The 7,070-nt window shown below is 60.8% G+C and carries 10 protein-coding genes and 2 pseudogenes; 9 read left to right on the top strand and 3 right to left on the bottom strand.

From position 1 onward, the window contains the following. Together KBZ07_RS14010 and KBZ07_RS14005 are read left to right on the top strand one after the other, a co-directional pair. A partial coding sequence (locus tag KBZ07_RS14010) for an SDR family NAD(P)-dependent oxidoreductase (protein WP_254932185.1) occupies window positions 1-872 on the top strand: 872 nt, incomplete at its 5' end. Window positions 873-1,305: 433 nt separating this feature from the next. After that, window positions 1,306-1,548: a hypothetical protein gene (locus KBZ07_RS14005; protein WP_254932184.1), complete on the top strand. Its 243-nt coding sequence runs from the start codon at window positions 1,306-1,308 to the stop codon at window positions 1,546-1,548. A gap of 563 nt (window positions 1,549-2,111) precedes the next feature. On the opposite strand, the gene KBZ07_RS16355 is transcribed toward KBZ07_RS14005, so the two are convergent. The 3 genes from KBZ07_RS16355 to KBZ07_RS13985 all read right to left on the bottom strand — a co-directional run bounded on the left by KBZ07_RS16355 (window position 2,112) and on the right by KBZ07_RS13985 (window position 3,256). Beyond that, on the bottom strand, window positions 2,112-2,351 hold the full coding sequence (locus tag KBZ07_RS16355; RefSeq protein WP_254932186.1) for a hypothetical protein: 240 nt from the start codon (window positions 2,349-2,351) through the stop codon (window positions 2,112-2,114). After that, window positions 2,348-2,560, bottom strand: coding sequence for a hypothetical protein (locus KBZ07_RS13990; protein WP_254932182.1), 213 nt, complete (start codon window positions 2,558-2,560; stop codon window positions 2,348-2,350). Before KBZ07_RS13990 ends, KBZ07_RS16355 begins: the two co-directional genes overlap by 4 nt. 570 nt (window positions 2,561-3,130) lie before the next feature. Further along, window positions 3,131-3,256 carry a hypothetical protein gene (locus KBZ07_RS13985; RefSeq protein WP_254932181.1) on the bottom strand — a complete coding sequence of 42 codons (126 nt, stop codon included), beginning with the start codon at window positions 3,254-3,256 and terminating at the stop codon, window positions 3,131-3,133. 240 nt (window positions 3,257-3,496) lie between these two features. On the opposite strand from KBZ07_RS13985, the gene KBZ07_RS13980 reads away from it, so the two are divergent. The 7 genes and pseudogenes from KBZ07_RS13980 to KBZ07_RS16500 form a co-directional block, all read left to right on the top strand. Continuing rightward, window positions 3,497-3,874 carry a hypothetical protein gene (locus KBZ07_RS13980; protein ID WP_254932180.1) on the top strand — a complete coding sequence of 126 codons (378 nt, stop codon included), beginning with the start codon at window positions 3,497-3,499 and terminating at the stop codon, window positions 3,872-3,874. After that, entirely contained in the window at window positions 3,865-4,449 is a 585-nt protein-coding gene (locus KBZ07_RS13975) for a pyridoxamine 5'-phosphate oxidase family protein (protein WP_254932179.1), read from the top strand. The genes KBZ07_RS13980 and KBZ07_RS13975 overlap by 10 nt, the downstream gene beginning before the upstream one ends. Before the next feature lie 372 nt (window positions 4,450-4,821). Further along, complete coding sequence (locus KBZ07_RS13970; protein WP_254932178.1) at window positions 4,822-5,382, top strand: sterol desaturase family protein; 561 nt, start codon at window positions 4,822-4,824, stop codon at window positions 5,380-5,382. A gap of 250 nt (window positions 5,383-5,632) precedes the next feature. Beyond that, a complete protein-coding gene (locus KBZ07_RS13965) occupies window positions 5,633-6,061 on the top strand; it encodes an EamA family transporter (RefSeq protein WP_254932177.1) in 429 nt (142 codons plus the stop codon). 312 nt (window positions 6,062-6,373) lie between these two features. After that, window positions 6,374-6,604: a hypothetical protein gene (locus KBZ07_RS13955; RefSeq protein ID WP_254932176.1), complete on the top strand. Its 231-nt coding sequence runs from the start codon at window positions 6,374-6,376 to the stop codon at window positions 6,602-6,604. Between the two features lie 62 nt (window positions 6,605-6,666). Continuing rightward, window positions 6,667-6,786 (top strand): annotated as a pseudogene (locus KBZ07_RS16505) (glutathione S-transferase); the annotation flags it as partial. 83 nt (window positions 6,787-6,869) lie between these two features. Further along, window positions 6,870-7,070, top strand: a pseudogene (locus KBZ07_RS16500) (glutathione S-transferase); the annotation flags it as partial.

Here is a 7,070-nt window from a genome sequence, read left to right as displayed (position 1 = left end):
TTCAGGCCGGTCACCGCCTCACCCTGCCCTGCCGGGATGCGAGCACCGCCGCAGTCCTGCGCGAGCGTCTGAGCGGCTCGATTGATACCCCCATCTGCGACCTGGCTGATCTGGGCAGCATCGAGCTCTGCGCCCAATCCCTGCTGGCAGCTGGGGAGCCGATCGACACATTGGTGCTCAACGCCGGCCTGCAGTACAGCGGCGAAGCCAAGCCCCGCTGGTCGGCCCAGGGGTTTGAACTCACCATCGCCGTGAACCACCTGGGCCACCAGGCCCTGCTGCAGCAGCTTTTGCCCCTGCTGCTGCGGGGCACAGCACCTCGGCTGGTGGTCACCTCCTCGGAGGTGCATGACCCCACTAGCGCCGGAGGGAAGGTGGGGCTGCCGGCCGGCCTCGGGGATCTTGCTGGGCTGCGCCAGGGCCCTGGCGCGCTGATGCTCGATGGCAGCGGCAGCTTCAATGCCGAGAAGGCTTACAAAGACAGCAAACTCTGCAACCTTCTGATGGCAAGGGAGGCGGAGCGGCGGCTCAGGGAGCAGGGCATGCTCCTGCCGGTGCTCGCCTGGAGCCCCGGGCTGGTGATCCCGCGCAGCGACGGAGGCTTCTTCCGCTACAGCCGCAGCCACAACCCCTTTGCCCAGTCTCTCTTTGCCATGGTTGCTCGCGACCTGCTGCGGCTCACCGAAACACCCCAGAGGGCTGGAGCCCTGCTGGCAGGGTTGGCCAGCAGGGCTCCGCAAGCGAGTGGCTTCGCATACTGGAGCAACCGGGTGTTGGGCCCCGGTCGGCTGCGTTTTGAGGTCAGTAAACCCAGTGTCGATGCCTGCTCAGACAGCCTGGCCCGGCAGTTGTGGGATCTCAGTGCCCAGTGAGACTCAGCGCATACCGCCACGGTTAGCTGGCCCGCCCATGTTTGGCCCGGCACCAGGGCCTGCCGCTGGCCGCATCCCAGCACCTGGGGCGCCCACACCTGGAGTGACGGCCCGAACGGCCGGCCTGCCCACGCAGCCCACTGGCACTCCAGGGGCGGTGCAGTAGATCGCCGCCGCTGGAACGGCTTGAGCCGGTGTAACAGCGGTTCCAGCGGCCAGGGCTCCGCCGCAGTAGATGGCCAGCGCAGCCCATGCACCCGAGAGACGTGACATCAGAAAGGGGCATCCATATTCCGCCATGTTGGCGGATCGATACCGTAAGGGCACGATGCGGCAGCTTCCACCTGATCGTCATCCTGGTTTTCATCCTGTTCCTTGACCCACCGCTCCCTCGCCCGACTGCCAGCATGGGATCAACAAGGCCAACTCCCTCGTGAAATTGATCCCTTTTTGTCCCTTCAGCGTCGCCAAGCTGCTTGCCCTCAAGGCCACGGTGCTGCTGCTGCTCACCCTCTTGATCAAGGCCCGAGTGCAGATCGTCGCCGGGTCGACCCTGGGCATCTTCCTTTTGCTGTTGCAAACCTTGGCCTTCCTTGCCGTTGGGGGTGGGCTTGTGCTCGCAGCCGCAGGAACAGCGATCTACAAAAACCAGCAGCGCCGCTCTTCAGTTGCCTGATCGTCTCCTGAAGCATCTTGGGAGTTACCCAAAAACCGAGACGAGTAATCACAGAAGATGGGTGATCACAACAGTCAACAGCTCACTGCCGGAGAGATGGTGCGGGCCCATGCTTATCCTGTACTGGCTGCGATTAGCAGCCTGAGCTTGGTATGCATTGCTGTTCTACAGATTCCCTCAGCGGTCAAACACCATCGTTACAACTTATGCATTGATGAGCAGGTGAGCCTCAGGCATGCCAGAAAGCTCGCAGGGCAGGGCGGCCCTGGCAAGTTGATTTACTTAAAAGCTGTCCAGCACTGCGAGGGCCGCTGACTCCCCTCTGTGGGCGCGCTGATTGCATTGAGAAATTAAGAAACAGAAATTAAGAAACATAAGGGCAGAAATTGGATGCGGCATGCGGCAATAACCATCTCCTAAGGCGCCAAGACCAATTAGATGGACAATACCTTGGCCAATTAGGCCTTAAACTACGACGCCGATCACGATCTCAACCATTGCGGCACGACCATTGAAGCGTTCAGCCCGCTTCTTAAATTGCCCGTTGCTGGCAGGAGTGTTGGTCAGCCCAGGCCAATTTGGGAGAGGATGCCCTGGCCGGTGAGCAATTCGGTGCCAAAGCCGATCACAAAGCCGAGCATGGCCAGGCGGCCATTCCAGATCTCGGCGAACGCGACGAAACCGAAACGGCAATAAGAGCCATTAGCGTTTCGTTTTGTAACGGCAAACGCAACAGGATGTGAACGGCTTTGGCAAGGCACCGGGGTTCGGTGCCTTGCAGCCTTCCAGGAAATCCGGGTCAAGGGCGCTCACCTGCCTGCACAGCTGGATCCGCAGAGCTGGGGGGCAACCGCCGCTCTACCTGCAGAAACACCAGCCAGGCCAGAGCGGCACTGATCCCACCGGTCCAGTCGTTCCGAACAAGCTCGATGATCGCAATAGTGCTGGCGCCGATGCGCAGGCCGCGCAGTAGAAAACGACCTAGCTTCTCCATGCGAATGGCTGAATTCATCAACCCTACCAGCGACTTTTGATGCTGCCGATCCGGCCAACCTTCTGCATGTCCCAACTCCAGAACGAAGACGATGACGAGCTCCCCGTCGATCGAGGCCGTGGCCTGGGGCTGCGTTTGTTGGCGCTGTTAGGAGCTTTGTCGTTCCTCATGCTCGGAATCAGTACTATCGCCCCGCTGCTGCAACCGGCTCCGTCACCTGAGATGCCGGATCAGCGACCTAAGGCTACGGGCTGAACAGCTGGCTCACTTTTGATTGAGCAGGATGGACGGTTTAATTTTCGCTTGACTGGGTCGGCCGTTTTAATACCCCGACCCGTAGTGATATCAGATCAATTCAACTGGCGCCCAGGGAATGGATAGCTTTTGATCCCAACAGGCTCGACAGGGGATCTTGTTCAAATCCCTCGCACAGCTCCGCTCTCCGGAGGGCTTCAACTATTCCTCGGGGCAATACGTTCGCAATTTAACAGCCATTAATTCTATTTTTCAGGGCTGCTTGTCCCAACAAAAGTCGTCAACCAACCAATCATTATCGCTGAAAAGTTCGGCCTTACCTTGCCGCGTGCTTCAGGATGACCAGCTGGCCCCGCGTTCCTCTGGCTGCTCTAGGGGGCCATTGAGCCGCTGGGGCTGGCGGGTAGCCGGTTCAAGGGCCGCCAGAGCTGCTGCCGTCGCCACTACGGCCAGCGCCACCAGGCGCCATGGGCTTCGCCGCCGTGATCGCAAGCTCCCAGCACTCTTGATGGGTGTACCGCAGCGGCCACAAACCATCCGACCTGCCAGGCTACGGTCGGCGCGAATGGTCCAGCTGCCGCATTGGGAACAGGCCATGGTCTTAGCAACACTGTCCTTCCCAGCTTGGCCGGGCCGCGCAAGGGCCGAAAGTGCTACCTCGCCCATTTTGTCCCAATGTGATTTGCCCCCTCCCAGGCTGTGATCAAACTGCTGAGCAAGCTTGTTTTCTTCGCGATCATTTTGGTGATGCTGATGACGGCGCCTACCGCGCTGGCCAGCAGCGATGGATCTCAGCACTACCTCTGTGGCGGTGAACCGCTGGAAGCCATCGCTTTCACCGGGCCGGTCGATGCGGCGGACATCCCCAACAGCAACGGCGGCACCGTGCCAGGTGCCTTCCTGGTGCTTCGCTGGCGCAATGGGACCCTGCAGCTGCCGCGCACCAACAACGCCGGCGTACCCAGCTACACCGATGGCCGCTGGTGGTGGCAGGCCCTCGACCCTGATCACCCCGAATTCGCCCAGCTGCGCGGTGATGTGCAGCAATACCGCTGCGAGCCTGAGCCATGGGCCTGAGCGGCCCAACCCCGGGGGCCATGCCTCCCTGGCGCCCCCTGCTCAAGGCGGCTCAAAGGCGCGAGGGTCGCTCCCCCCATGCTCGCTGGCTACAGCTCGCCAGCCTGGGACTGGATGGGGCTCCACGGGTGCGCACCCTGGTTTTTCGCTGCTGGGTAGATGCCCACAGCCTGGATCTGTTCACCGATGGCCGCAGCCCCAAGGCCGCTGAACTACAGGCAGAACCACGGCTCGAGCTGTGTTGGTTGCTGCCCAAGGCCCGCTGCCAGTTTCGGCTGCGGGGCGATCGGCTCAGGCTGAATGCTGAGGCCGAAGCCCAGGAACGCCGGCGTCACTGGCACCAACTCAGCCCCGGAGCCCGCGCCCTTTGGGGTTGGCCCCCGCCAGGAGCGCCCTTGGACCCAGTAGCGGCCTTCCCCTCCGAACTGGCAGATGGCTCGCCCCTACCGGAGTGCTTCGAACTGCTGAGGATCCAGATCAGCCAGGTGGAGCTGCTGGAACTCAAAGGCCATCCCCATCAGCGCCGCCGCTGGCGCGCCGATCAAGACTGGGCAGAGCATTGGCTCAACCCTTGAGCTGCTGACGCTTTCGGGGCTGGTTGTCCCTAACCTGAACCTACCGAAGAAGCGGGCAGCGACATCGTCACATGCATTGTCTCTGTTACCAGCAGCTTCATCAGCACCTGTATCGGCATATTCCAGGCCCCACCCAACCCTCGCCTTGGGCTTGAGGGGCTAGGGCATTGGTGGATAGGGCAGTGGTGGCCAGGCCTTTCCTTTGGAGCCGACAGCCTCGCCCTATTTCTGATCATTCTGGCCCGCTATTTTCTTGCCGCTGGCGGCTGTTGGTGGCTAGTACGTGTCTGCTGGCCCCACGCGAAAACAGGGTCCACTGAGCGACAAGGCCAGCAGATCCGCGACGGGATCCGCCATGACATTCGCCTGTCGGTGTTCTCGGCGGCGGTTTTTGCCCTGGCTGCCGCAGTGGTGCTGTGGCTGCAGGCCCATGGCATTACCCGGCTGTACATCGGAGCTGATGCCAACACCTGGTGGTATTTGGCTGTCAGTTATTTCTCGGTGCTGATCCTGCAGGATGGGATGTTCTACGCCACCCATCGCCTTTTCCATCACCCAGCGCTGTACGCTGCCTTCCACCGGGGCCACCACCGCTCCCTCCGGCCCACACCCTGGACCTCCTTCGCGTTCGATCCGCTCGAGGCGCTGATACAGGCCCTTTTTCTAGTCGGAATTGTGATGTTGATCCCCCTGCATCTGGTCACCCTGGTAGCCGTGCTCAGCACCATGACCGTATGGGCGATCGTCAACCACCTAGACCTCGAATGTCTGCCGTGCCAGTTTCCCCACCACCTCTTGGGCCGCTGGGTGATTGGACCGTCTCACCACTCCCTGCATCACCGCCGGGTTTCGGTGCACTTCGGCCTCTACTTCACCTTCTGGGATAGGGTTTGCGGCACGCAAGATGGCGGCTATGCCAGTGGGCTCAAGTAATCGCCCTCGATCCGCAGCCAGGGCATATCATTAGCGCACCGTAAGAAATGTTCCTGCTTGTTCATCACGATCGGCTTTGCCATTGCCGTCTCTTTTATCTTCAGCCTTGAGCAATACGGGGTGCCCGTCGTGGGCGAATTTATTATTCTCCAGTTGGGGAGCTCAGCTTGGCTTGAGGATTCGTATGTAGGGCCCTTGTTGCGCTTCGCATCTCCCTAGCCTTGGCATCCCTCTCAACGCATTAGGCCCCGTGCAGAACTGGCAGCTTTGGGCCTCGGCGGCGGCTTTTTTCGCGGCCCTCACTGCCTTGTTAATCAAGGTTGGGGTGCAGGGCGTTGATGCAGGTATGGCGACCCTATTCCGCACCCTGGCGGTGGCGATTGTGCTTGCCCTGGTGTTGCTGGCCACCGGCCGACTGGACTGGCAGGAATTGCGGCAACTACCGCTCCCAGGCCTCGCTGCCCTCGCCCTCTCCGGTGTGGCCACCGGCTTGTCGTGGTTTTGCTACAGCCGTGCGCTGCAGCTGGGCCCGGTGGCAGGGGTTGCGGCCCTTGACAAACTAAGCGTGGTGCTGATTGCCCTGCTGGCTCTTGTGCTGTTGGGTGAGCAGCTCGATCTCAGGGCCTGGCTGGGGGTGCTGTTGATGGCCGTAGGCGCTGCCTTGGTCGCGTGGGTGTAGGCCCCATGCAGGTTTCCTGGGCATAGCCTGGAGAAGAGCTCGAAGTTCCCTTTTGCTTGAAAAAGATCACGGCGCCACTGCGCAGGGCCTTGATTTACGCAGCCGCCAGCTACGGGGGTCTTGTTCTGATTAACAATTCAGAGCTCAATCTCCCCAACATGTGGGTGGCCTATCTGCCCATGTTCATCGGGGTCTATGTGCTGACCCAGTGGCTGGATCGAAAAATTGGGGGCTGAACCCGCACCTTTTCAGCGGGCAAGCGACCACGGTTAACAGTTCTTCACACTAGGGTTGACGAAAGCGTTTTCACCCTTGAACGACTTCCTGGCTGCCATCTATCTGATCTGTTTCGCGGCCATCGCTGGCGGAGCCTTCGCCTTGATGACCCAAAACCTGCGCGGTGCAGCTGCCCTTGCCCCCGCACCAGTTCGTGGCTCAAGGACCAAGCGGCATCCAGAAGCCCCAGAACCCGGCGAGGAGGTGCTCTACATCGACCTGAGCCGCGAGCGGCTCGAAGAGCTCTACCAGCAAGCCTCCCAATAGTCCTGGTTTGGGCCTAGTTGGGCTAAACAGGTGCGAGCCTTTTTGCCCGCCAGACCCAGTCCATGACCCTGAAGCTCTTTGGCGGCGCCCGCAGCCGCGCCTCAATTCCCCGTTGGTATCTGGAGGAAAGGGATATTCCCTACGAGTTGGTTCAGCTAGATATGCAGGCTGGAGAGCATAAAACTGATGCTTTTGCCTTAATCAACCCCTTCGCCAAGGTGCCCGCCCTTGTTGACCAAATGCTAGGGCTCCAAGCGGAGAACCGTTGCAACTATTCGAAAGTGGCGCCATCCTGCTGCATCTTGCCGACCACCACGCCCACGAATTTACTGGTACTGCAGACCAGGTGGCAGCCCAGCGCGCGCTTGCTACCCAGTGGGTTCTATTTGCCAATTCCACCCTGGCTGTCGCCCTGTTTGTGCCGGCCAACCGGGAGCGGGAATTCCCCCAATTGATGACTGTGCTC

The organism is Cyanobium sp. BA20m-14, from assembly GCF_024346295.1.
Note: the sequence above shows the minus strand (reverse complement) of the source record. Positions and strands in the feature narration are given on the sequence as shown.